The following is a 23,912-nucleotide window of genomic DNA, read 5'->3' as shown; positions in this document are numbered from 1 at the left end:
CCCGAGCCGGATTCAGCTCAATTCACAAACTGCACAAAGGGGGCGTCCTGCGCCACGCTGTCGGGCGACGATCGCTGGCGAGGAGGCGCGTCTGAGGACGCGGCAGCTACAGCAGGGGCCGTGGGTCGAACCTTGACCGTGGAGCCGTCCTGGTCAGGCGCTGTCGGGGCCTCTGGGCGCGGAACGTCCGCGAAAACCACCCATTGGCTCGGCGCTGTAGTACTCGCGGCGGCCGCGGGCGTCCTGGCCTTGGCTGAAGGTGCTGGCGTCGGCCGGACCGAAAGAGCGCCGTCGCTTGCTTGCGGCTGCACGGCTGGGACGATCTGTGCAACGTCGATCGAGTTGGCCACCACTTTTTGCACATAGCTTGGCTGGCCGGCGCTGTCGGGCTTGAATCCACGGGTGAAATTGCCCGAGTAGTAGCAGCTGAAGGCCGCGCGCAAGGCCTGCTGCTCGACGCGCATCTTCGCCACGGCGCGTTGGTAGCAATCCTTCAGGATCGCGCTTCCCGCCCTCAGGTTGCGGCACGGCTCGAAGATGGTCTCGTACGTCTCGCCGTACTTGGCCAGGTTGTAGCGGTTCACCTGGCCCAGGCCCATCGAGAAGTTGAATCCCTTGCGCTCGAGCTCGCGAGCGGCCGCGACCGCTTCGGCGTGGCTGCGCGGCTGCCGATCGAGGCGACCGCCCACGACGCCGATCGCGTAGGGGTTCCAGGACGATTCCGTCGTGACGACGCCTCTGAGCGTAGTCGGGTGCACATCGGGCGCGCACTCGGCTACGAGCTTCTCGAAGGGCAGCGGCTCAGCCGTCGACGGCGCGGCATGGCCTTGGGGCATGCCCGTGGCCAGCGCGGAGAGGAGCAGGATCGCAGCCCTCGAGTGCTCACGCGCCCGCATACAGAATCTCCGAGATGTAGCGCCCGTGGCGCTCCGTGTATTTCCACTGCACGACTATGTCTACGCGCCGCTTGACGCGCTCGATCACCTGGTCGCGGGTGAGCGAGGTGTGGCCGTCCATCAGTTCGCCAAACCGGTCGTACATCTCGACCGGGGAATCCGCGTGGATCGTGGTGAGGGAGCCCTTGTGGCCCGTGTTGAGCATGTTCAGGAACTCGACCGCCTCAGGCCCGCGGATTTCGCCCATGATGATCCGGTCCGGCGTCAGGCGCATACACGAGCGCAGCAGCGACGTCGGGGTCACCGCGCTCTGGTCCGCCGCCTGGCTACGCGCATAGGACAGTCGTACGCAGTTCGCATGCGGCGGCTCCACCTCCCTGGAGTCCTCGATGAGAGCGAGCCGCTCGTGCAAGGGGATCAGCTGCAGCATCGCGTTCAGGCAGGTGGTCTTGCCGCAGTAGGTACCGGCGGAGATGGCTATCGTCTTGTGTGCGCGCACCGCGCCACGAAGGAAGTCCTGCCACTGGCCGGCACCGTAGAGCGCGCGCAGGTCCGCGTCCGACAGTTCCTCTTCGTCGACCGTCTGGTTCACAAACCGGAGTGCGCCTTGCTCCTCGTAGAGCGGGAGAGTCATCTTCACCAGCGCCTGCTTGCGGATGGTGAGGGCCACGGTCCCTTCGGGCACCACCGGGGGCAGAATCATCTCGGTGCGGTAGCTGCCGCGCTCAAAGTCCGCCACGGCGTCGCTCAGGTCCACAGGGAGCTCTGCCGACAGGATCGGGCTGTTCCGGTCCACTTCGAGGCTCTTGAACGAGGCAGTGACCTCGGCAAGGGACAGCAAGGAGGCGAACGTCAAGCCCGGCACGTCCACGCACTCGGAGTGGTACGAATCCTTCTTGCGCAGCCAGGCCTCGAAGGGCTTGTTCACCTGCAGCTCGGTGACGTTCGGGTCATCGAGGTACTTCGTGAGTGGCGCGAGCTTCGCGCGGAATGATGCAATCGACATTGTTCTGGCCGGCCCTACTGGATGAAGAGCACACCGTCGCCGCGCGCTTCCGCCGCCTCGAGCGACGCGGTCTTCTCGACCGCAGTGAAGTCGAGGTCCTTGTTGACGTAGATCCGCACGCGCGAGCCGGCTGGCACCGTGATAGTGGGCGGCATGTTGGCGTAGGGCTGCAGCACCTGCTGGGAGGTCTGGGCGGCGGCCTGCGTCACCGACTGGCGGTAGTAGGCGGCCGAGTTCTGCTGGTCCATCGAGCCGACGCCCATGGTCGAGGCGCCGGCGCCGATGATGGACAGCATGGCCGAGATGCCGAAGATCTCCGCGAAGTGGGTGTCGACCTGGCCACCCATGCCGGCGGTGCCGAGCTGGTCGGCGCCGCTGCTGTCGATGGCGACTTGCACGCCGTCGGGCCGGCGCACGGTATTCCAGACCACAAAAAGGCGGTCCTGGCCCTTGCGCAGCTCCGCGCTGTATGTGCCGCACACGCGCGAGCCCCAGGGGATGAGCTTGATGCGGCCCTGCGCGCCGTAGACGTCGCGTTGCACGTTGGCGCAGATCATGCCGGGGAGATCCGAAATCGCCCGGGGCTCCAGGACGGCCTCGATGAGCTTGCCTTGCAGCACCTTGTACTCTAGGTCCACCAGCTGGTTCGCCTGGCTCACGGCGACGCCGTTGCCAGAGACCGCCCGCGCGAAGCGGGAGTTGGCGTCTTGCGGAGCCCGTGCGTCAGCCAGCACCCGCTGCTTCTCGCCATCGAGTTGCTCTCGCGCCTCCGCTGTTCGCGAGGGCTGGGCGCCGGTGTTCGGGGGCACGATCGCCGACTTCATGCGCGCTTCCAGCATGCGGCGTTCCTGCTCCTGGCGCTGCAGTTCCATCTGCTCGTGCTGTGCGCGCAAGGGACCGTCTGCTTGCGCGATGCTGGCGGGCGTGGGTGTCGGTGCACCCTGCGCGGAGTCTACGGGCTGCACGGTAGCCGCATCCGGTGCGTTGAGCTTCGGGACGGTCTTGCGTCCGGCCACCGTGTGGTCGGTGTCTGCACGGGCCTCGGTGCGGTGGTCTTGCTTCAAGTACCAGACGAGGCCGATCGCCGCAGCCGCCACGGCTGCGATGGCCAGGCCGCCGAGCTTCTTCTTGCGGCCATCGGCCACGAGCGACGCTGTGATTTCGCCGGACCATTGATCGATCGTCTCGGCCCTTTGCGAGGCGGTGGGGTGCTTGCCCGGCGCGCTCATCTCAGCCTCCACCCGCGCCGCGCATGCCGTCGTTGCGCACGCAAAGGTGCCAGTTGCCATTGCGCAGCGTGAACTGACGCGCCGTGCGCTCGACGACCAGGTAGGCGCCTTCCCGGCGGGTGTTCACAATCGATTCGGTGCCGTCAGGTCCCACGGTGTAGATCGCGGGGATTTCGCCACCGGGGTCGAACTGGAAATAGGTGAACTGGCCGTCGTCGAAGGCGCGCGTGAGCGGGATCGCCGCCTTGTCGCCCGAGGTGCTGTAGTTCACGTTCCTGCGCCCCACGCTTCCGGCTGGGCCGGAATTGCCCGCCCCGAAGCGGATGGTGTCGGCGGCATCGCCCCCACGGCCGGCGCCCACGTTCGGAGAGAACTGAATGGTGCGCGACGGATAGACGAAGCGAACGAGGTAGGTTTGACCCGCGGAACCCTTTGCGCTCGAGAGCTTGAAGTAGTAGGTGCGCTTGTCGGTGATCACGGTCAGGTTCGTCGCCGCATTGGCCTCGACCGGCTTGATGAAGAGACGGTTCTGGTAAGGCACGGTCTGCCAGGCGATGGAGTCGCCGAGCGTGACGACCTTGACCGCCTCGTCGCCCGCGAACTCGATGGCGGTCTGGTAGCCGTAAGTGCCCACGATTTCGTAGACCTGGTTCGGATCGAACGCCACCTGCTTGACGCGGGAGTCGGTGGCCAGCGCGTTGGGGGACTTGGCGGCCAGCGCCGGCGCCGCTATGGCCGTCAGCAAGGTCGCGGTGAGAAAGCAGATTTGAGTTTTCATGATGCGCTACTGACGGCTGAATTCCTGGTCCTTGCGGTACGCGGTCGCGGCGAAGCCGAGCGGGTTCTCCCAGCGATCGCCCAAGGCCAGCGGCTTGAAGGTGAAGGTGTAGCGAACGAGCGCGGTGAAGTACTCGGTCTTCGACTCGGTGCCGGGCTTCTCGGTGATCAACTGGTAGGCGACCTGGTAGGCCTTGTCGCCCACCGAGGTGATGCCGGTGATGCGAGGGAACCGGCGCCCGCCCGTGCCGACCTGGTAGTACGGATTGCTAGCGTTCTCGGCCGAGGTCTCAGCGTCGTACTGGCTCGCGACCTGCGGTGTCGCGTGTAGCCGGCACATGTCGGCGTTGCGCTGCCGCCAAGCCGGGTCGAACGTGTTGCAGGCCATGACGAAGGCGTAGACCTGGCTCTGCACGAAGCTCTCTTCTCCCGCGATCGACTCGGGGGTCACCACCGTTTGCCTCACGGTGTTTCCGTCCGGACCCTGCACCGTGATGATCGGGATGAAGGTGTGCCGTTTGGCGAACACGGTGAGTGCGAACGCCAGACTTGCCACGCAAAGGAGCAGCAGGACTATGGCGACGTAGGCGCGGTTGCGCTCCTGCTTCAGCTTGTTGGTGCCGCCGAGTTGCATCGCCTGGGTCGCAGGGTCGCCGCGGAAGGTTCTGGATCCGAGCTTCATTTCCTGCCCACTCCCTTGGTCATGGCTGTGCGGGCGATCATCACAAGCGTGCCCGTCGACGTTGAAGCGCCCCCCGCGAGAGACGAGGCCCACCCGCGGACGCCCAGCATGAACAGGATCAAGACGCATTCGATGATGAGCAGCTCCCCCGTTTGCGAGTTGTTTGCCGCGAGGTTCGCCCGCGCATCGGCGCCGGCCGCCTCGATCTGCGTCCCGAAGGCCAGGAAGCCGAATCGGACGATGGCGATAACGAGGATGTAGATGAAGGCGGACGTGAGCATCACGTTCAGCCAGTTCGTCACCCAGTGGCGCGTCTGCTCGAAGAACGCGAAGCCAATGACCAACGGTAGGAGCACCATCGTGATGGCCAAACCAAACTTCGCCATCGTCATGTAGACGAGGGCGATCACGAACAAGATGCAGTTCGCCAAGAAGAGCGCGAACCCGTCGAACAGCAGCGACATCTGGTAGAAGTTCGCCGTGCGCAGTTGTCTGGACACGGCGTCGACGTTGCTGTACAGCGCGTCGATCATCTGAGCCGTGGGTTTGCCGGCCATGATGGTGGCGGCCGCACTCTCCATGAAGCTGACGAAGGCGTCGTAGATCAGCTGGGCCAGACCACCCCAATTCAGTGCCGCGAAGACGCCGGCGGTCATCACCGCCTTGGCCAGGAAGTCCTTCCACTGCAGCGGCGAGTGCCCTGCATATACCTTGAACCCGAACAGGGCCCAATAGAGCACTGCGGCAAGATAGACAGGGGTAGCGACCGCGCTGGCGAGCGCAGGGTACGTTTCTGCAAGGAAAGCCCGGGTCATGCCGTCGGATGCGCCGACGAAGCCCTGAAGGGTCATGGCGGCCACGGCTACTTCTTCCCCATCACGGAGAGCCAGCGCGATTTCACCTTGGGGTCGCGCAGATCCTCCGCGGTCAGGTCGATGCCTGTGGCGATCCGCACTTGGGTGATCGTCTGCCGCGCGCAGTCATCGAACCGCCCCCTGGGGTCCTTGCCCTCGAACATGATTTCCCCGCAGGGCTCGAAGTAGTACGGCACGAACGCCTTGAAGTCCGCCGCGTTGGCCGTCATCAGTGGATTGGCAGGACGCGTGGGTACGACGACCATGTAGGTTGCGCCGCCACCGACCACCATGCCGGCGAGAAGCACCGGAACCAGCATCCAAGTCTTAAGCATGGTTGCGCTCCCCAAGACTCGAGTTGTCGATCCTCTGGAATTCGCAAGCGCACGGCGACCGTTCGAACTTGTTGGAGGTGCTCGTGCATCCTGCGATGAGACCGATGAACAGCACCGCCGCGAAAACGCGCCAGAGCTTGGCGATGAGCCAGAAGTGGATCCAGACTGGAAAGGTCACGATCTTGAGAATCAGGATGAAGGTTTTCATGAGTTTCGAGGCGGAGTGGGTGGGAAGCAGCGCGGGCGGATCAGTTGCCCGAGCGCCGGAAGTAGGCTTCGTTGGCCGCGGTTGCCTGGTTCTGCTGGTTGAGCACGTTGGCCTGCAGGTTCATGTTCATGACGCCGAGCTTGGCCATCGCGCTCTGCAACATTCCGTTCTCGGTCGCGATCCGGTTCTGCAGGTCCTGGGCGTCCTTGATGTTCGACGTGCGGTCGACCTGTTGGCCCATTCGGGTCAGGTTGTTCAAATGGGTTTGAACCTGCCCATACAAGGCATCGCCGCCAGACATGGCCGCCCTCACCGAGTCAGTGCTCAACTTGTACGTCGAGGCACTCTGCCCCTTCGGATCGTGAAAGAGATCCTGCGGCATGGTCTTCAGGACCTGCTCGTACTGGCCCTGCTTGCTGCCGTAGGCACCCTTGGCCTGCTGCGAGACCACTTCCTGCCAGGAGCCGGGAACGACGGAGGCGGCGTTGATCGAATCGTTCAGTCCGAGCTGCCCGCGGCCGTAGCTTCCGGTCATCGATTCGTACTGCTGCTTCATCTGGTCGTACTGACGCTTCATCTCGGCGAGCTGCTCCGCCCACTTGGCGATGCTCTCCGCCTGGTTCATCGTTGAAAGCGCGTCTGAGATCGGTGCTGCGACCACCAGCTGCGCCGACGCCGGAACCTGAAGCAGGGCAGTCAAGGCGGCCGCGGCCACGGAAGTACGAAGGGCGGTGCGAAGGTATTTCATGAGAGGGCTCACTTTCGTTGCAGGTTGTGCGTGTTCTTTGCCGTGGCGCGTGCCATGAAGACGGGCACCCAGGCCTCGGGCTCGTCAGTGCCAAGCTCGCGGATGACTTCCTCCATGAGGGCCACGCCCTTGTCGTTGGAGGACAGGACGGGAATGAATTCCGGGAGGTCCGAGAGGTCGAACACCGCCTTGACCGATTCGCGTCCACGACGGATCAGGAACTGGCGCGCCTGCGGCGGCGTGTCTCGCAACCATTCGTAGTTCGAGGGGGTCTCGCCCAGGACCTCGACCAGGTCGTGGTAGTTCGCAGCGCTGTTCGGGAAGTGGATGCGGGTGACCGACTGCTTCTGGATGGCATCGGTCTCGCAGTAGAGAAACTTCGGATCGGGCGTGAGGAAGGCCAGCAAGCCGTTCTTGCGCCGGATCTGCATGATGTAGCTGTCGATCTTCTTGCGCCAGAAGTCGTGCCGCACGAGGTTCTGCCCCTCGTCAAGGACCAGAATGAAGGGCTCGCCGTTCATCGCCTGCTCGATGCGATGGAAGGGGTAACTCAGGATGACGGGCAGCTCGGGCTGCGCCTGGCCATCCTTGATGAGCTGCCGCATCTCGAAGCAGTAGTGCCGGCATTGCGTCAGATCGACGGTGTCTCGCTCGTTGTCGAAGGCGCCCGCGTTGGCTCCCTCCTGGCCGTCGGCGCCGTGCCAGACGCGCATGTCCTTGGCGAGCTCGCCCTGGCCGAAGCACCAGGCGATGTTGCGCAGGCGCCGGTCCGTCACGGGCAGTCCATAGGCTTCGTGGACGGCCTTCTGGAAGCGCTCGATGTCGTCTGGCGAGATCACCCCGCCGTAGCAGGTCCGCATCAGGGACAGGAGCTCGACCAGGTAGGCGCGGTTCTCGGGGGTGTCAGGCAGCTGGAAGGGGTTCCAGCCCGTCGGGGACTGGGTCGTCAGCGTGGTGTGCTGGCCCCCCATGGCCTTCATGAAGACCTTGGCGCCTTCCCGGTTGTCGAACCAGAAGATGCGCGGGCGCGCCTTGTCGGCCATCGCGACCAGGGCGGCCAGCACGGCCGTTTTGCCCGAGCCGGTCTCGCCTTCGATGGCGATGTGTCCGGCGACCATGCCGTCCATCTCGCGGTGGAAATTGAAGAAGTAGGGCGTGCCGCTTTGCGTCTCGAACGCCATGATGGCCGGGCCCCAGAGGTTGCCCTCCAGGCGGCCGCTGGCAAAATTGTGAAAAGACGCAAAGCCCGCGAAGTTGCCGGACTTGATCTTTCCTCGACGACCCATGAAGTGCTGGGCTTGGCCGGGCAGTTGGGCCCAAAAGAAGGTTTCGAGCGCAAACCACTCGCGCACCGGCTTGACGCCGATGCTGACGAACGCCTTCTTGAGGAGGCCGACGGCATGATCCAGGTGGGCCAGGGTGCGGCGGCGGTTCTCCAGGGCGTCGAGCGTTGTGAGTGCTGGCACATGCACCAGCATCGTGAGGTGGTGCAGGCCGTTGACCGAGCGCCCGCGTGCGAGATCCTGCAGGCCTTGGGTGATCTCGTCCTTGTCCTCCTCCGCGACACCCTCGGTGTCGTTGACGCTGATGCGCCGGCGCTCCTGGCGCATGTCGTGCTCGGCGCTGATCCGGTCCGTGAAAAAGAACGACTGGGTGATGATGAACTCCACCGGCTGCTTCAGGAACTCATCCAGCATCCGGGAGGGCGTGCGCGTGGGCCACTCCGCCATGCTCAACACGGCCGCGGCGCGTGTGCCGCTCAGGTTCTGGATGGCCATCGTGTGGCCGACGACTTTGAAATCGAGCGCGGAGACGGCCAGCGCGCGATCCAGCGGCAGTTCGGTGACCGGGGTGCGCTCGTCCTCGAGGTTCACCAGGTAGTGCAGGAAGCCCGCGATCTCGGAGAAGTCTTCGCCTAGGTGGTCCAGGACTTCCTCACGTCCGTAGTGATCGTGCTGGCCGAGGTGGGATTCGAATTCGTGCCAGCTGAGCTTGAATTGCTCGATCGCCCGTTGAGCCTCGGCCCGGTTGACCGTCTCCGTCGGAAGCTCCGGTCGGCGCTGGATGCGCAGCTTGCGCGCGCCATAGGCGCCCAAGGACTGCACCACGAGGTTTGCAGCTTCGTTGATGTCCTTGGATTGCTGCTCGAAGGAGTCGCGGTCGTCCTGGGTGAGCTTGATCCCCGAGACGGCTGAGAACATGCGATCCAGGATGCCGGGCGCCCCCTGGCGGAAGCGGTTGCGTACGATCGAGATGTAGATCTCGTTCACGAAGAAGGAGCGCTTTTCGTAGCGCGCGCGCCAGGCTGCGTTGAAGGTGCGCGAGAACCAGGTACCGCCCTCGCCAGCGGGATAGCGGTTGACCTTGCGACGAATCAGGTGCACGTAGATCCCGCGGTCGCTGTTGGCGATCGAGCGTAGGACCGTGTTGCGGATTCGCTCGGCCTGCTTGATCTGCGCGGTGCTCAAGGACTCGAAATACAGGCCGTCGAGCTTGATGACCTGGACGAGACCGTCGTCCTTGGTGATGACGGTCTCGTCGTCATAGTGGACGGTGTAAGGGATCATGTCGCTCAACGCCATCTCCTTGGCGTCTGCGGCGGCACCTTCAGAGGCCGGCATCGACAGCGACATGTCGAACTTGTTCTTCAGGGTCTCAGCGAGGCGCATAGCGACGGCACCTCCAGAGAGACTTGTTTGGGCACGGCTTCAGGTGCATTGCGCTCGACAAGATGTCGAACAGGTAGACATCCTTCAGGCAGACCAGGTAGGAGATCAAGAGGAAGACAGGCACGAGCAGTCCAGCCCAGATTGATCGCGTGATGAGGGCGACCATCCCGGGCAAGTACAAGCTCATCGCGAGGCTGGCCAGCGTGAAGCCGCCGATCATCGTGGGCCTGGTCATCGCGGCGACGAGGGACTCGCCTTCGTCGTGGAACTGGTCGGGCTGGTTCATGGCGCTATCGCCCTATCGCTCAGATCGACCCGCCGGCCTTGGACCGCAGCTCGCCGACGATGTTGGGCGCGAAAAACACGAGGGCGATGCCGAAGCCCCAGCCACCGAGTTGCATCAGGTCGATGCGGCCGGTCTTCCAGCGGTAGCCCTGCACGGCCAGGGTGATGATGCCGATGTAGTAGCCCCACTCGAAGATGACCAGGTTGACGATCGTCTTCAGGATCTCGGTGAGGCCGCCGAACATGCCGCCCGCTCCACCGGTCACTTGGGCGTGTGCGAACTGCGGCAGCAGGACCATTGCGGTGATCAGACCGTTCGCGGCGAGACTGAGGACGCGGTCAACGCGATCGGCCCTCGAAGGCGCGGATGGAGCGGAAGGGGTGGGGGGAGTGGTCAGGTCGGTGTTGAGGGTCATGATGTTGCCAATTGGTTCTAAGAAAAGGATGGCGTGGGCCGCGTTGACTTCAGTTGCAGAGGCCCTTGGGAGTCAAGCCCTTGGATGCACTGCCCTCGACTTGCTTGGCGCCCCACTCGCTGACGATGCCGATGCGGTTTGCCGGATAGCGGATTTCGACCTTCGTGCCCGACGCCAATGAGGCGACCGAAGAACCGTGCAGGTCCTGTCGGCTGTGGCGGACCAGACGCTGATCGCTGCCAACGTCCTGGACGAGGTACTTGTCGTTGATGGCGACGATGGGCCCGCTGTACGTCTTTCCTGCCTCGGGCGACACTGCGCCGGTGGATTGCTCCAGCGGGCGGTCTTCCTCGAAGGCGGGGTAGTTCATACGTTCGCTCATCGCGGTGCGCTCGTCGCTTCGGCAAGGCTGCCGGTCTTGAACTTGAAGGCCTTGGTGAACGACGTGCCGCCGTTGGTGCCGACGATCGCTACGGCGTACTCGGTGTTCGCCTTGAGCGGAGCGTCGGGGAGGATGAAGGCCTCGTTGATCTTCAGCACCTTGTTGACGTCTGCGGAGCCAACAACTGGAGAAAGCATCGCGAGGGTGTTCCCTGTGGCAGTCTCCTGCAACAACGTTGAGCTGATCGCAAGGGCCTTGTTCGAGTCACCGCTGAGGAAAATCGGATGTCCGACGGGCGCCGTCGCGAGATTGCGGCCGGCGACGGGATTTGGCGTCTCATTTGAGAGCTTCGGGATCGCCCCCGTTGTTCCCTCGCAGGGATAGCTGCGGACCTCTCCGACCGGCCCGGCCTGCATACCTGCCGTCGCGGTGTATGCCAAGTTGAACTGCGCAATGATCCGAGGCTGAAGCTTCGAAGCCGCCTCCACTTGCTCTGTGCTCATAATCCAGATCCCTGCATCCCGAGCGCCCGAGACCATTCCCGCAAGGTGGTAGGGAGCACTCAAGAGCGTACGAATCGCGAAGCTTCCAAAGTCAGCTGCCTGGCTCCGCCCGACCATGCTCGTGTTCTCGTCTTCCACACGTATCGGCGAGTAGCCCGCGGCTATGGCGCGCGCCATGGGGCCAGCTCCCGTGAATGCGGGCGTCCCTACCACTTGACCGTGACCTACGGCGTTGTTCGTCAACAGCCACGTCGCATGACCTCGTGCGGCTTCATCGAGTTGGCTGTTGCGGTTGAGCACCCCAAATCCGCAGCTCGTGCGCTCTTCGTTCAGCAGGGCAAACGCCGCGGCCTCTTCCGCGGCGGCGGTCGCCGCCAGCACCGCCTTCGGATCGGCCTGGGCACTGGTCCCGGCATCCGTCGCTGGCGTGGTCGCCACGGGCAGTACCCCGCCTCCGCCTCCGCCGCCACCACCACCACCGCAGGCGGCAAGGAGCGCGATCGAGGCGCCGAGGGCGAATTGCAAGGTGGTTGCGAGAATCGTTTTCTTCATGATTGAGGTGTCCGTTGGGAGTGAATGGACGAGCTTCGAGAGACGGGCTCGGCGGCCCATCTCCACGAATGACTCGATGCGCTATCGGGGGGAAGCCGACGGCTTGGCGGGCATGATCCGAACGACCACGCGGCGATCGGGCTGCAGGCAGTCGATCAGCGCCTGCTGTCGCGCGACCGCCTTGCAGGCGTCGCCGGTCACCGGTGCCGAAGCACCCGCGCCCGAGGGCTGGATCGGCAGGGAGACACCCGCGCCCTGCAGCAACCTGGCCACGGTTTCCGCACGCTGCAGCGACAGCGCCTGGTTGTGCTCGGGAAGCCCCAGGCGGTCGGTGTGGCCAATGATCGCGATCGACCCGGCGGCGGCGCCATGCGCCCGAATCTTGGCGGCCACGGCGGCAACCTCAGCGCGACCACCCGCCAACATGCCGTCGGACTGGCCCTGGTCGAAGCGGAACAGCATGTCCGCCGGCACTTCGACCACCTCGAGCGCTGGAGCCTGCGGCACGTTGATGCCGTCCAGGCCCGGCGCCTGCGGCACCTGAATGGCCTCGAGCGAGTCTTGCGCACTGCAAGCCGCCTCGAACTCACCGCCAGCTTTCTTGGCCAGGGCCACCGCATGATCGAGCTCGGGGCGTCCGTGGTTCCACCGGGCGCCCTGCGTCTCTTCGAGGTTCTCGTAGACGGACTGGCGGGCCACTTCAAGACAACCCACCTTCGGCGTGCGGCACTTGCGCTCGCGGTACTTGGCCAGGGTCGAATCGACCGTCACCAGGTCGGCGCGCCATTGCGGGCGGCCGTAGCGACCAGATGCTGCCGGGAGAATCTCCTGGTCGAAGATGGCCCGTTCGGCTCCGGGGCCCGGCTCCTGTCCCTGCGACAGAGCAGCACGGATGCGGTCGGCGTTCTGACCGGCGATCGACGCGGTATCGCGCGTGTCGCCTTGGGAGGCCTCGGCCTTGGACAGATCGGCCCAGCATTGGGCCTTTGCGCTCCAGTACGCTTGAGCCACCGACGCCTTCGTGACGGGAGCCGTCTGAGCGTGCGCCGCCAATGTGGCAACGCTGTAGAAGAGCGCGCCAACGCAGGCACGCTTCATGGCGAATTTCACCATTTCGTTTCGCCCCGGGCTCAGAACGAGAAGGTGGCGCCGACGCCGAAGCCCACCTTGGCGGGACCCGCGGAGGTGAAGCCGATCTTGGCGTTGAGCAGGATCTGGTTGCTTGCGTAGTAGTTCACGCCCGCTGCGAAGGCGCCCTCGCCGTTGTACGAGCCCGCACCGATGCTGATGCTCGTGTTGCCTTCGGCACGCGCGTTCGGCTGCAGTGCAGCGGCCGCCATGGCCATCGCGCCGATGCCCGACATCTGCTTTTGGCTCTTCTGGTCGAGTTGGTTGATCTGCTGATCGGTGTACGCCTGCGACTGCTGGACACCGCTGCCCACCATGCCGCGCACCTGGTTCAGGTTCGTGGCATCCGTGCCCTCGGTTCCCGGAGCGACGTTGGCCAACTGGCGTTCTGCCCCGGGCGTGCCGAACGACACGGTGTTGTCGCGGTCGGCAACCGAGCCGGCCCCGATCGCGACGGAATCCTTGCCGGTAGCCGAGGCGCCGGGCTTGCCGCTCGTGTTGTTGCCTGCCACCGTGGAGCCGATCGCGTCAATCGCGCTGCCCACGTTGTTGTAGGTGACGTTGTTGACCGTGTAGGCCGGAGCGGTGAGCGCGCCGGTGTTCGGGTCGTAAGTGCTTCCGCCGCCGAAGTTCTGGGCGGTGTTCGCGCCGAGGGTGTCGACGCTCGCACCAAGGGCTGTGACAGCTTGGTTGGTCGAGTACAACTGGCTGCCGTTCACCGAGTCGGTGCTCTGCGCATCGAGCCGGCCGGCCGCGACGTTGGTCACGGTCCGTTCGGCGCCGGCGCTGCCCACGCTCACGGTACTGGTCGGGGTGGTGCCGGCGAAAGCGTAGTCCTTGCCGTCGATCGACGCGCTCTGCGTGGCGATGGCCATTGCGGTCGTCGAACCTTGGCCGAGGGCGACGTCGCCTGCGTTGTTGGCGACAGCCCCGGCGCCGATCGCAGTGGCTCCGTTGGCCAAGCCCTTGGCGTTGGCTCCGAAGACCACGCTGTCGTTGCCCTTGGCCTCGGCGTTCACACCACCGGCGATGGCGTTGTTGCCGCTCACCACGGCGCCTGGGCCCATGGCGAGCGAGTCTGTGCCGGTCACGACCGAACCAGCACCGGTCGAGTTGGCCTTGAAGTATTTCGTCTTCTCGTCGATGTAGTTGTAGGTCTCGCCGACCTTGTTGTCCACGTAGTTGTACGTGTCGCCAATTTTCGAGTCCGTGTAGTTGTTGGCGATGTTTATCGCTTCGGTCGTCTTGCTATCGGTGTAGTTGTTGGCGTTGTTGAGCGTTGTCGAATTGCCGGCGTTGAGCTGATCGACGTTGACGGCATCCTTGCCGTTGACTCCGTCGGCGACGGTGACCGTTCCGGGTGCCGCAGGCGTGCCGCCGTTGTTGTAAATGACGGCGCTAGGATTTCCCTCTCCGCCCGCGAGCGTGCTCACCATCTCCTGGAGTTCGGAGGCGGTCGACGCAAAGCCGGCCTCGGTATAGCCGACTGGGCACTTGGTCGAGCTGTTGGCGTCCTTGATGAATCCGATGTTCGGGTTCTGGCCCATCGCGCCCGATCCATTCGTGGTCACCGCGTTGGTGTATCCACCGGTGAAATATCCCTTTTCGTTCTGGCTGGACTGACCCGAGTTGTCGATGAGTGGTCCGCTGCACAGCAAGGTGCCGGCGGAGGCGACGGACGCCCCCAGCGAGAGGAGCGCGGCCGCAGCCGTCGCGACGATGGTTTTCTTTCGATTGATCTTCATTCTTTGTTTTCCCTGGTTGACGTGTGACAGACTTGAATTTTTTGAGGTTGGGGTCGCTACATATCGAATACGCGGAGCTCTTGTTTTCCTTGAGTGGTGTTGAAGGTCATGCCCAAGGGCACTTCGAGTTCCCCGAAGGCGGCGGCCAGGCGTGTCAGGGCTACCTTGAAGGTGCCGGGATAGATGCCGCCCCGGATGGCATTGGTGACGGGGTAGTCATGAGGGCTGTCCCAGACCACGCGCACTCCGGCAGCTGCGGCCCAGTTCTCGACGACGGCGCGCAACGACTTGTTTTGGCCCACGATCCAAGCGCCCTCCATGACGCCCGCGGCCTTCTTCGCCGCGAAGTCCCACGTCGGTTCGACGGCGACGGCTGGAGCCGGAGCCTGGGCAATCTGAGGCGGCGGCGGTGTCGACGCGAAGCGTTCCTTCGCGCTCGCCGTCGAGCGGTGCATCTGAGGAGGTTGTGACGTCGGCGCCGGCGGCGCGGGCGCAGAAGGCGAAGCTGGCGGCAATGAAGGTCTCACCGTCGGAGCCGTCGAAGCGGCCGCCAATGTCACGGACGGTTCGGTCGCTGATGGTTGCCCGGTTGTCGTGATCGCCAGGAACTTGGGTGCGCGGCGTTCGGCCCTCACCTCGAGGCTGGTGCGATAGCCGGCGTAGGCCTTCAGAATTTCCGCAGTGGCTTGTTCAACCGTGGCGCCCGCTGCTGCGCGTGCCTCTCGCGTGAGAGGGAGATCTTGGTAGGACTCGTGGGCCAGCGTCTCGACGGTGACGCGCCTGCCGTCCAGCACCGGGACCAAGCCACCTTCCTGTGCCCAGCGGACAAGCACCGGGATCAGCCGGGTGTCTGAAGGAGACACAGCAAATTGGGAAGCAGCCGAGGCGCGGGGGAGCTGCGCAGTGCTGGCGGCCGGCGTCACTTGCCCCGGCGTCGGGACGCTCGAGGCCGCTATGTCCTGACGTGCGAAGAGCTGGGCAATGATCCGTCCACCGGCCATCAAGGTGACCCGATGAATTCCGCTGGCGGGCTCATCGACCAGGTAATCCAGCGCAACGGCCGCCGGGTCACTGGAAGGCCGCAGTACATAGCCCCTCCGTCGCAGGCCTGCGACGAGTAGCTGTCCGAAGCGATCGGTGGCAGGACGCGCCAGCGCGAATCGCGTCTTCGCCGGGTCGTACAGATCGCCGACCTTGCCCAAGGCGTCGCGCTCGAGTTGCTCGATCACCTGTGCATGCGCGCACCCCGCGAGCAGGGAAATGCTCAGCAGGAGAATGCTAGACCACCCCATCGTCATGCCGCAGCCCCCGCAGTGTGCTGAATCGACTCACTGATCGCAATGTCCGTAGGTTGCTCGAGCAGAGACAGAGCTATTGGGCATGCGGCGCCATACTTGGCACAAATGTGGTTCGCCAACGTGTCGAGACTCACCCATTCGCGAGGCTTGTTTCGCGTACCGGAAAGGACGAAATCCAGTGGATCTACCGAGAGGCTTACGTGCAGTCGAAAGCGGCCGCTGTCTGTGCGCCTGATGCTGAGCCGCCGCAACACTTTGGACTTGATGTAAAGCGATAGTTCGCGTTCAGTAATGGTTTGCATGGCGCCAAACTCGTTAAAGCTGGTCCGCCACGAAGGCTTGCCCAATCCCCACCATCTCAAGCGATATAGATGCCGATGGCGCCATAGTTGGCCGTGCGTTCACTATCTATCCTTACCATTGGGTTGTTGCTTTCAAAGCATCAAAAACTAACAAACGAATCATAACGACTGTTTTGATTCACCACAACTCATCTGATGTATCAAAAAACCACATTTGGAACTCCGCTCCTGCGGGAGCTCGCTGCAACTCGAAAGGTGGGTTCGCTCATCGCGAGAGGTGTAACGGGCGGATTCATCCTCGTCATGCGCGACGGCGATCGCGAACAAACTCTGGCCACGCAGAGAGGGGGTGAACGGGTCTTCAAGAAACTCGATTCACTGGCAACATACCTTGCGGAACTCGGTATCTACCGCGTCACAGTGGAACTGGAGAATTGGTCCGCGGAGTAACGTGTTGGTGCGTGTGGGTCAACGCACTCGCGATCATTCGCGGTCGCAGGACAGGCGACATGGGGACTGCGCCACAAGGGCGGGTCGCATGCTGCCAGCTCGCCATTCGTCGAATGCAGCGGCCAACGGAGCATGCGACGACACGTAGAGATGCTGTCCAGTCCTCTCCGCTTTTGATAGCTTTCATAGCGGCTATTCGAGCATGCGCCCCAACGTAAGGGCTAGATGCAAAATCTCATGGTTTTGGGGTTCCGTCCAACCCGAACTGTGCAGGCCCAACCACTCCCTGAGGCGGACGGCAGCCCCAATCTCAGCGATGAGGACCCGTTTGGGAGCATGGTCTCGGCCGACGAAGTGACGAGGTGCGACGACTTAGGTAAGCGCCGGCGAAAGCGGGCGATGAAAGCACTATCGAAATGGCGGATCTGCGTTCGAAAACCATGAGATTTTGGGGATACCGCAGATTCGTCGAAGCGTTTGAAATGCGTGCTTTCCTCCACTTTGTTGCGCGTAGCGCTTCGCATGGCCACATCGACAAGTCTTCAAGACTCGGCACATCGTCTCCCCTCCATCTCCGAAGACATCGAGCGTGAGCTTGCGGGGCCTGCGCGTCAGCGCGTGCTGGGTGAATTTCTGAGTGCCTCGCATTACCTCCAATTGAAGGAAGTGCTGTCCGCCGCGGTAGCAGCACTGCCGCAACCCGATCGCATCCTGTTCGAAGCTCGGGCCTGGGAGAAAGCCATACACCGCCTGCAAACCGACCCCGGCCTGGATGCGCAGGCGCGCAAGCGCGTCGCAGAGGACGTCATTTCGTCCTACGTCCGAGCAGTCCCTCGGCCGGCGGTGCAAGGGGACCGAAACGTCAACGCCGAAAGCCTGTGTTGAGCCCGGACGACACGCTCGCCACGTGGCTCCGGGAGGAAGATCGCATCATGTCCCGCGTTAAGGCGGGAGTCGGGCCTGGTGTCATTTCACCCGCGCAGGCGCGTGATCGCTCAGGCTTGGCCATCATGCAATCATTGATGCGCGGCGAGGTGCACTACATCCCAATGGCTGACGTTCTGAACTTCTGCGTCGTGGAAGTCGGAGCGGACAGGGCGGTGTTTCAAGGTGCGCCTTCCGCCCAGTACCTGAACCCCATGGGCACCGTTCATGGCGGCTGGATCTGCACCGTGCTTGATTCGGCTTTGGGCAGCACGATGCTCGTTTCACTGCCGCCAGACTTCGGATACGTCACCAGCGAATTGACGGTTCGGTTCGTCAGGAGCCTGACCCTCAAAACAAAGCGCGTTCGAGCTGTCGGCACTGTCATCGGCGACGTGGCGAGAACGACGACGATCACCGGCAAACTGTTCGGGCCAGATGGCGCGGTATACGCGGAGGCAACCGGGAGATTCAGGGTGTTCCCAACGGGCGGGTCTGCTCTTCCTGGCTGATGATGAAGTCCCCAGGAATCCAGATCCGCAATACCGAACCGCTCCCCAGTCGGGAACCTATGCTGACGCGGTAGCACAACTGTTGCGATAGTCTAGAAACCACTGCCAGCCCGAGCCCCACGCCTCGGTGCTCACTGGTGGCCAACGAATCAGGCAGCTGCTGGAAAGCCTGGAAAACGCGCTCACTGGCGGAATCCTCGATGCCAGGACCCTGATCCCACACCTCGATGGAAACACCTCCGCCCCGGCGTCTGGCCGCGACCAGTACCCCGCGTCGGGTGAAGCGCATCGCGTTGGAAACGAGATTGCCGAGCATGCGCTCCAACATGAAAACGTCGGTGGCCACCTTGATATGGGTGGGCCTGAAATGAAGTCTCTTTCCGGTCTCCAGCGCCTCGGCCTCGAATCGCAGGTCGAGGTCTTGGAAAACCGACTGCAGACCAACCGCTTTCAAACGCGGCTTCACTGGCGACGATTCAAGTCGGGCGAAGTTCAGAATGCTGGAAATGTAGGTCTTGAGCCCATCGACCTCTTCACCAAGGCGATCGAGAGCCTCTTGCGGATTGTGATCCTGACGCAGCTGTGATCTCGCTGTAAGAACCACCATCTTGGCCCCATGGAGACGCTGCTTGAAATCGTGAGTGGCTTCTGCGAAGAAGCTTGATCGCGCTTCGAGGTCGTGGGTGATTGAGGCCTTCATCTGCTCAAGCTCCGTATTGGATCGGCGCAGACTCTCGGAGAGTTCGACAAGATCACGCGTGCGGATTGATTGGTTCCTCTGTTCGCGGGAGCTGTGAACCACGAATATCCACAGGATCACGAAGACGGTAGCGTTGAGGACAAGCAATTCTCCGACAGTGGCTTGGTCCTTCGCATAGAGCGCCGCGGAAAGGGATCCCCACAGAGAGAGGTTGTAGACGACCGCGGCGATGGGCGTCGCGTAGCATGTCGTCGTCATCGCTATGGTGGTGTTCAAGAACCCCACGGTCAAGAAAACTGTTGTGATCGAGATCGCAGTTCCCGCGAACAAGCTAACCGTCCAGATCCAGTAGACGCAGGCAATGGAAACGATCAGCAGTGGCAACAATCTGAGTGCCGTTGATCCGACCACCTTCGCGGGCTCGGCCCTGTGCACAATGGTGAACAAGAATATCCGGGCCAGCCAACTCAGGGCGGTCACTCCGAGCCAAAAGGTGAAGTCCGATGGCTCGAGGGTAGGGCGTTCGAATTCGGACACCAAGATGCCGACCACAGTCATCCAGAACGTGAGTTGCTGAATTCCGAACTGGCGAGCTGCGGTGGCCTGGCTCGTCGCAGAAATGTCCAGCAACAGACTTCCGTGGTTTTCATTGACCTGCCTCATGCCGCAGAACTAATCAATCCCAATGGGAGCGCCTTCGATACGGCTTCCGATCGGGTGCGCGCGCCCAGGACCGCGGCCGCGGCCGTGATGTGGTTGTCAACGGTGCCGGGGGTCACGTTGAGCTGCCTGGCGATCTCTTTGGACATCAAGCCGCGCGCCACCAGTTGCAGGACTTCCTTTTGCCGTCGAGTCAAGGAAATCCTGCCCCTTGCAGCGTCCGCGCCCCCCAGCGCAGGGAAGACCGGCTTGTGCGCGAGGACCAGTTCCAGTGATTTGGCAAGCTCAATCGTAGGCGAGGCCTTCAGGATGTACCCCAGGAACCCCTGCTCCTTGACCTGGCGTGCATAGTCCTCGCAGTACGTGCCCGTCAGAATGCAGGTAATTGCCGCCAGGCCCGCTTCCTTGATGGAGGCCGCGAGAGACAGACCCGTTGCGCCAGGCACATCGAGATCAAGCAGGATGAGAGTCCAGCAGGCGCATTCAACCGCCAATGCGCTCATCACGTCGTCGGCGGTCCCGTAGATCGCAATCTTGCCTACGCCAGGGGTGCTACGCAGAAGCCCCTCGGTCGCTTCCGCCACGAAACGATGGTCCTCCACAATCATCACATTGTTCATTGCTCCCTCCGCAAAACGTCCGTCGGACGCGCTCCAGGAATACTGGATACGGCGTCGCGAGCGAACTTACCCACACTGATATGGGCATGAGTTTGGCAGGCGCTCGAGCTTTCCGGTCATCAGAATCGTCTTCTTTTTCGCACGCAGTCGACCCCAAGACGATCAGTCATTTCTGGCCCCGCGCGTTGCACAAAGCACGGAACAGGACGCTGCCGTTCGTCATGTTCGTCAGTTCGACACCCGCCGCCGCGCATGTCGCCCGCAGTCGTTTCGATTCCTTGCGACAGCGCAAAGCACTGCAGTGGCAGCCCAGCTTTCCCGTTGCGGATCAGTAGCTCGAGCGCGGTTTACCATTTGGCCGAAGAAGTGCGCTAGTTCGGTCTCGCCCCTTTTCTGGCTCTGTTGCTGCCGCCTCTGAGCCTGGCCGCGTCTGAGCCTTGCGGTTGCCCTCCAGGGACGTGGCTGAGCTCTCTCCCGCCGCGCTGCGCTTGACCTCCTCTGGAGCCCGCGACCAGGCTGCGCTTGATCGTTCAGCCCGCGCCGGCCTCGAGTAAACCCTGCTGAAATCCGAATGGAAATGCGCAGTGGATCTCGCGTAGTTGAGTACGATTAGTTCGCGAAAAACAATGGAGGATGGCAACGTGAAAAGCGTGCCCTGGTTGAGCCCAACGTGCGTCCCGGTGCTGCGTTCCTGCCTTTCAGTCTCCCTCCCGTGCCAGTATGCGATCAATGCGCATGCGGATCCTGAATCAGTTGGAGCGTGCTGCCGCACTGGTGACATTGCAGTGAATCTAGAATTGAGGGTGCCGGGGCTTCACGCCATACGTGGACCTGTTCATTGGCGCAGCGGTGGCATTCCATGAGCGCTACCGAAAGGTCTCGTGTGCAGTCCTCACAGCGCATTGAATCCAAGGTGTCGGGGTCGAAGACCTCAAGGCTGTCTTCGTGCTTGTGGCCGCAGTGAGGGCACGAAATGGTGAGGGTGGAATCGGACATCGGGGGAGGGCCGGTATTTCGGGGAGATTCAAACCTTCACTTCTACGTTTCGCAGTCCACGCATGTCCATCGGGAGCATCTGTGTTCGCATAGGAGGCGTCTGCTTGTTTTGTGGGGGCTTTCTGTCTATGGCATCTCCCGGTTGTGCCGAGCCGCGCTGTCGTGCTTCGCATCGAGCCCCGTGCTCGCACTGAGGAGGCTGGCATCGCGGCTGTTCGCCGCGAGCTTCTCCTCCGCCGCCGCGCTCGAGGTGCGCGGCTTGCTCGCCACGCGCCAGTCGGGATGGCCGGCTCGCCGAATGCGATCACGGCGCGCGCGGACTTCCCTTCCAACTCGGTGAAGCAACCTATGAGTTCGACAACCCCGGTCACATCTCCCGAGCGGTCGACGCGGACGTGCGCAGCGCGCTGTATGTCGCCGCGCACTCGCTGCTCACGCGCAGTGCGAGGAACCGACGGCCGACGGCAGGTTCCAGGCGACGTTCACCATCACCGAGCACCAGTGCGAAGCTGATGAAGAAACGAAGGTATCGACGGGCTCGCTGTTCGGCACCAAGGAAGACGCGGGGGACGCAGCCGTTGAAGCCGCCAAGGCGTGGCTGGAGAAGTTCCGACCGGTGAACGGCTGACATCACGCGGGCACCTCACTCCACTCGCGGCCGGCCAGCAGCCGTCGGCGGCTTCTTGCGCACACATCGGCGATGAAATGCCGGCTGTGCTTCGGCCGGGTAGTCAGTTCGAGGTTGCCGTAGCGGTTGTCAGTCTTGTCCTCGTTCCTGTGATGAAGCAGTTGTGCCGGACTAGGACCTCACGCTCCCCGTGACCGGCAGCACGATGCCCGTGATGTAGCTCGCGCAGCAGGGTGCCGCCAGGAACACGTAGGCCGGAGACAATTCCTCGGGCTGGGCTGGGCGCCTCATGTCGGTGTTCCGGCCGAAGTCCTTCACCTCCTCGCCCGGGCGGTCGGCTGGATTCAGCGGCGTCCAGACCGGACCCGGCGCGACCGCGTTGACGCGGATGCCCTTGTCCAGCAGGTTGCTGGCGAGCGACTTCGTGAAGGCGTGGATCGCGCCCTTGGTGGTGGAGTAGTCCAGGAGTTGCGCGCTGCCCTCCAGGCCGGTCACCGAGCCGGTGTTGATGATCGAGCCGCCGCGCGGCAGATGCGGGACGGCAGCGCGCGCCATCTGGAAGTAGCCGAAGACGTTGGTCCGCAGCGTGAGCTCGAAGCGCTCGTCCGTGATGTCCTCAATGGCGGCCGCGTGCAGTTGGAAGGCGGCGTTGTTGACAAGGATGTCGAGCTTTCCGAAGGCCTGCAGGGTTTTGTCGACCGCGCGCCCACAGAAGGCCGGGTCGCGCACATCGCCCGGGATCAGCACGCAGTGGCGGCCCTCGGCCTCGACGCAGCGCTTGGTTTCCTCGGCGTCGACCTGCTCTTCCTGCAGGTAGACGATGGCCACCTCGGCGCCTTCGCGCGCATAGAGCAGCGCCACGGCGCGGCCGATGCCCGAGTCGCCGCCGGTCACCAGTGCCACCATGCCGTTGAGCTTGCCGCTGCCCAGGTAGCCCGAGGCCATGAAGCGCGGCTGCAGATCCATGTCGGCCTCGAGCCCCGGCTTATTCAGGTGCTGGCCCGGCATCGGGTTCTCGGGCTCGGGGCGGTGGCCGGCCTGCACCGGCTTGCTGTTTTCGGCCTTGGCGCCGCCGGCGCGGTCCTTGGCGTCCTGCTCGCGCTGCACCTTGCGATGCTCCTCGGCGACGCCGCCCCGGTCGGCGCCGGTTCGATCCTGTGAAGAGGTCATGGTGGCTGCTCCTGGAAGTCGGTTGAAAGCGCTTCACCGTAGGCAAGGCCGCGCGCCACCCATGTCGTCCGACACCGCGTCCGGGGCGCAGACTCGATGCAGTCCCACGGCGCGCCGGGGCCGGCATCCGGTCGGGATGTCGGTGGCCGCGACGCTGTCCCTTCCCGGCTACGGCGGAACACCGATGAGCACTCCTTCGCTGGCCAGCGCGATGCGGCCCGTTCGCTGGCTGGCACTCCGTGCGCCGGCGCTGTATTGGGACCATGAATTGAGGATATCCTGGCTGGCCCAAGGCGGCGAACCTTGCCAGAACCTGAATGGCCGAGGGGGAAATCGCTAGATCGCGTCACCGGAAATCCCGGCTCGATACGCGCAACTCCCCCAGCAGCGGGGTGTGGTTCCAGAGCTGCACGGCGACCAGCGAATTCACGCCTTTCTCGCTCTGCCAGGTGCCCTGCACAGTCAGCAGCCGCGACTGCCGGAGCGCCGAGCGCTGCTCCTCTGCGAGCTTGGGCCAGACGATGATGTTTACAGTGCCGGTCTCGTCCTCCAGCGTCGCGAAGATCACGCCCTTCGAGGTGCTTGGCTGCTGCCGATGCGTGACGATGCCACTGGCCGTCACCTGGTCACGGTCGCGCGCCTGGGTGCGCAATTCTTCTGCCGTTCGAACGCCCCGTTCGGCGAGTCGATGGCGGATCAGCGCGAGCGGATGCCGTCGCAGCGTCAGACCCATCGAGGCGTAGTCGTCCGCGACTTCCGCGCCCTCTGTTGGTTCGGCAAACGTAAACGGCTCCTCGACCGTCCGCGCCTTGCGCAGCATCTCGGTGGGACGGGTGTCGACTCCGGCGGCTTCCCACACGGCATCTGGCCGGCGACCGGACAGTGTCAGCAGCGCGTCGGCGCCCGACAAGCATTTCAGGTCGTGGGCATCCAGCCCCGCGCGCTTTACCAGGTCCTCGACGCTCAAGAAGGCGCCGCCCGCTGCACGCGCTGTCACGATCCGCGCCGCCGCCTGCTCGCGCATCCCGACGATGCGCGACAAGCCCAGGCGCACCGCGCGCAGCGGGGTCGCGTAGGTGGCATCCCAACGGGGCAGGGCGCTCGCCTGCGCGTCCTCCTCGAGCGTGCTGAACCAGTCGCTGATCGTGACGTCGACCGGCCGCACGACGACGCCATGCTCGCGCGCGTCCCGCACGAGCTGCGCGGGCGCATAGAAGCCCATCGGCTGGCTGTTCAG

The 23,912-nt window shown here is 63.7% G+C and carries 26 protein-coding genes; 3 read left to right on the top strand and 23 right to left on the bottom strand.

The features are described from left to right. Positions 1-17: 17 nt before the first annotated feature. From AB4Z46_RS31455 to AB4Z46_RS31370, 18 genes are all read right to left on the bottom strand, one after another. Entirely contained in the window at positions 18-896 is an 879-nt protein-coding gene (locus AB4Z46_RS31455; protein ID WP_442287487.1) for a lytic transglycosylase domain-containing protein, read from the bottom strand. Next, positions 883-1,902 (bottom strand): P-type DNA transfer ATPase VirB11, encoded by a 1,020-nt coding sequence (gene virB11 / locus AB4Z46_RS31450; protein ID WP_442287486.1) that lies wholly within the window; start codon positions 1,900-1,902, stop codon positions 883-885. Before virB11 ends, AB4Z46_RS31455 begins: the two co-directional genes overlap by 14 nt. 14 nt (positions 1,903-1,916) lie before the next feature. After that, positions 1,917-3,131 carry a TrbI/VirB10 family protein gene (locus tag AB4Z46_RS31445; RefSeq protein WP_442287485.1) on the bottom strand — a complete coding sequence of 405 codons (1,215 nt, stop codon included), beginning with the start codon at positions 3,129-3,131 and terminating at the stop codon, positions 1,917-1,919. Position 3,132: 1 nt separating this feature from the next. Further along, positions 3,133-3,909 carry a P-type conjugative transfer protein VirB9 gene (gene virB9, locus AB4Z46_RS31440; protein WP_442287484.1) on the bottom strand — a complete coding sequence of 259 codons (777 nt, stop codon included), beginning with the start codon at positions 3,907-3,909 and terminating at the stop codon, positions 3,133-3,135. 6 nt (positions 3,910-3,915) lie between these two features. After that, complete coding sequence (locus AB4Z46_RS31435; protein ID WP_442287483.1) at positions 3,916-4,590, bottom strand: VirB8/TrbF family protein; 675 nt, start codon at positions 4,588-4,590, stop codon at positions 3,916-3,918. Beyond that, complete coding sequence (locus AB4Z46_RS31430) at positions 4,587-5,441, bottom strand: type IV secretion system protein (protein ID WP_442287514.1); 855 nt, start codon at positions 5,439-5,441, stop codon at positions 4,587-4,589. Before AB4Z46_RS31430 ends, AB4Z46_RS31435 begins: the two co-directional genes overlap by 4 nt. Before the next feature lie 11 nt (positions 5,442-5,452). After that, positions 5,453-5,764, bottom strand: a complete 312-nt coding sequence (locus tag AB4Z46_RS31425; protein WP_442287482.1) for a hypothetical protein — start codon at positions 5,762-5,764, stop codon at positions 5,453-5,455. Positions 5,765-5,771: 7 nt separating this feature from the next. Then, a complete protein-coding gene (locus AB4Z46_RS31420; protein WP_442287481.1) occupies positions 5,772-5,987 on the bottom strand; it encodes a hypothetical protein in 216 nt (71 codons plus the stop codon). Between the two features lie 40 nt (positions 5,988-6,027). Further along, positions 6,028-6,702: a type IV secretion system protein gene (locus AB4Z46_RS31415; RefSeq protein WP_442287480.1), complete on the bottom strand. Its 675-nt coding sequence runs from the start codon at positions 6,700-6,702 to the stop codon at positions 6,028-6,030. Positions 6,703-6,743: 41 nt separating this feature from the next. Then, positions 6,744-9,404: a type VI secretion protein gene (locus AB4Z46_RS31410; protein WP_442287479.1), complete on the bottom strand. Its 2,661-nt coding sequence runs from the start codon at positions 9,402-9,404 to the stop codon at positions 6,744-6,746. Next, positions 9,391-9,690, bottom strand: coding sequence for a VirB3 family type IV secretion system protein (locus tag AB4Z46_RS31405; RefSeq protein ID WP_442287478.1), 300 nt, complete (start codon positions 9,688-9,690; stop codon positions 9,391-9,393). Before AB4Z46_RS31405 ends, AB4Z46_RS31410 begins: the two co-directional genes overlap by 14 nt. 19 nt (positions 9,691-9,709) lie before the next feature. Further along, positions 9,710-10,105 carry a TrbC/VirB2 family protein gene (locus AB4Z46_RS31400; RefSeq protein WP_442287477.1) on the bottom strand — a complete coding sequence of 132 codons (396 nt, stop codon included), beginning with the start codon at positions 10,103-10,105 and terminating at the stop codon, positions 9,710-9,712. Between the two features lie 49 nt (positions 10,106-10,154). Beyond that, positions 10,155-10,475: a KfrB domain-containing protein gene (locus AB4Z46_RS31395; protein WP_442287476.1), complete on the bottom strand. Its 321-nt coding sequence runs from the start codon at positions 10,473-10,475 to the stop codon at positions 10,155-10,157. 8 nt (positions 10,476-10,483) lie between these two features. Continuing rightward, positions 10,484-11,542: a CAP domain-containing protein gene (locus AB4Z46_RS31390; protein ID WP_442287475.1), complete on the bottom strand. Its 1,059-nt coding sequence runs from the start codon at positions 11,540-11,542 to the stop codon at positions 10,484-10,486. A gap of 81 nt (positions 11,543-11,623) precedes the next feature. Continuing rightward, positions 11,624-12,655, bottom strand: coding sequence for an OmpA family protein (locus AB4Z46_RS31385; RefSeq protein WP_442287474.1), 1,032 nt, complete (start codon positions 12,653-12,655; stop codon positions 11,624-11,626). A 17-nt stretch (positions 12,656-12,672) separates the two neighbouring features. Then, positions 12,673-14,415: a YadA family autotransporter adhesin gene (locus AB4Z46_RS31380; RefSeq protein WP_442287473.1), complete on the bottom strand. Its 1,743-nt coding sequence runs from the start codon at positions 14,413-14,415 to the stop codon at positions 12,673-12,675. Between the two features lie 56 nt (positions 14,416-14,471). Next, on the bottom strand, positions 14,472-15,713 hold the full coding sequence (locus tag AB4Z46_RS31375) for a TcpQ domain-containing protein (RefSeq protein WP_442287472.1): 1,242 nt from the start codon (positions 15,711-15,713) through the stop codon (positions 14,472-14,474). Next, the gene (locus tag AB4Z46_RS31370; RefSeq protein WP_442287471.1) at positions 15,710-16,015 is read right to left on the bottom strand and encodes a hypothetical protein; all 306 of its coding nucleotides are present in this window, start codon (positions 16,013-16,015) and stop codon (positions 15,710-15,712) included. Before AB4Z46_RS31370 ends, AB4Z46_RS31375 begins: the two co-directional genes overlap by 4 nt. Positions 16,016-16,210: 195 nt before the next feature. Here AB4Z46_RS31370 and AB4Z46_RS31365 point away from each other — a divergent pair, with 195 nt between their 5' ends. The 3 genes from AB4Z46_RS31365 (at position 16,211) to AB4Z46_RS31355 (ending at position 17,901) form a co-directional block, all read left to right on the top strand. Then, entirely contained in the window at positions 16,211-16,465 is a 255-nt protein-coding gene (locus AB4Z46_RS31365; RefSeq protein WP_442287470.1) for a hypothetical protein, read from the top strand. Positions 16,466-16,987: 522 nt separating this feature from the next. Continuing rightward, entirely contained in the window at positions 16,988-17,350 is a 363-nt protein-coding gene (locus AB4Z46_RS31360; RefSeq protein WP_442287469.1) for a hypothetical protein, read from the top strand. Then, positions 17,347-17,901: a PaaI family thioesterase gene (locus tag AB4Z46_RS31355; protein WP_442287468.1), complete on the top strand. Its 555-nt coding sequence runs from the start codon at positions 17,347-17,349 to the stop codon at positions 17,899-17,901. Before AB4Z46_RS31360 ends, AB4Z46_RS31355 begins: the two co-directional genes overlap by 4 nt. Here the strand turns inward: AB4Z46_RS31355 and AB4Z46_RS31350 are convergent. The 5 genes from AB4Z46_RS31350 to AB4Z46_RS31330 all read right to left on the bottom strand — a co-directional run. After that, positions 17,861-19,264: a sensor histidine kinase gene (locus tag AB4Z46_RS31350; RefSeq protein WP_442287467.1), complete on the bottom strand. Its 1,404-nt coding sequence runs from the start codon at positions 19,262-19,264 to the stop codon at positions 17,861-17,863. The two genes, AB4Z46_RS31355 and AB4Z46_RS31350, sit on opposite strands and share 41 nt — an antisense overlap. Beyond that, positions 19,261-19,881, bottom strand: coding sequence for a response regulator transcription factor (locus AB4Z46_RS31345; RefSeq protein WP_442287466.1), 621 nt, complete (start codon positions 19,879-19,881; stop codon positions 19,261-19,263). The genes AB4Z46_RS31350 and AB4Z46_RS31345 overlap by 4 nt, the downstream gene beginning before the upstream one ends. 1,626 nt (positions 19,882-21,507) lie before the next feature. Further along, the gene (locus AB4Z46_RS31340; RefSeq protein ID WP_442287513.1) at positions 21,508-21,666 is read right to left on the bottom strand and encodes an HNH endonuclease; all 159 of its coding nucleotides are present in this window, start codon (positions 21,664-21,666) and stop codon (positions 21,508-21,510) included. Between the two features lie 10 nt (positions 21,667-21,676). Next, on the bottom strand, positions 21,677-22,675 hold the full coding sequence (locus AB4Z46_RS31335; protein WP_442287465.1) for an SDR family oxidoreductase: 999 nt from the start codon (positions 22,673-22,675) through the stop codon (positions 21,677-21,679). Positions 22,676-23,021: 346 nt separating this feature from the next. Next, positions 23,022-23,912 (bottom strand): helix-hairpin-helix domain-containing protein (locus tag AB4Z46_RS31330; protein WP_442287464.1); only part of this gene is annotated, 891 nt, incomplete at its 5' end.

The sequence above is a fragment of the Variovorax sp. M-6 genome, assembly GCF_052114385.1.
In the GTDB taxonomy this organism is placed as follows: Bacteria; Pseudomonadota; Gammaproteobacteria; order Burkholderiales; family Burkholderiaceae_C; genus Variovorax.
The sequence above is the reverse complement of the archived record's forward strand: the minus strand, read 5'-3'. Positions and strand labels throughout refer to the sequence as shown.